General features: G+C 52.6%; 1 protein-coding gene. It reads right to left on the reverse strand.

Going from position 1 to position 426, the window contains the following annotated elements:
* The coding region (locus tag H5158_RS22850) for an Ig-like domain-containing protein (protein ID WP_220491412.1) at window positions 1–426 on the reverse strand (426 nt) is incomplete at both ends.

Consider the following 426-nt stretch of genomic DNA (forward strand, 5'->3'; position numbering starts at 1 on the left):
GCATTGATCCGGCCATCAACCTCAATCGGGGTCGTTATGGTCAAGGCATTCGGTGCTGCGTTATCTAAAATCACTGAGGTGCTGGCTGCACTTGAAGTATTGCCCGCTGTATCCGATTGTGTGGCGCTGACGGTGAGCGTGCCATCGTTAAAGCTGCTGACATCAAACTCACTACCACTGATAGTCCATGTACCTGCGCCATCAGCCGTCACAGTACGCGATTGGTTATTCGAACCATCGCTGATAGTCACACTGACACTGGCATTGGCTTCTGCGCCAGAGCCGGTGATCAATACACTGCCATCTTCTACAGCATTGATCCGGCCATCAACCTCAATCGGGGTGGCAATCGTCAAGGCATTCGGTGCTGCGTTATCTAAAATCACTGAGGTGCTGGTTGCACTGGAGGTGTTACCCGCCGCATCA

Source organism: Pseudoalteromonas sp. SR45-6 (assembly GCF_014163545.1).
Lineage (GTDB): Bacteria > Pseudomonadota > Gammaproteobacteria > Enterobacterales > Alteromonadaceae > Pseudoalteromonas > Pseudoalteromonas rhizosphaerae.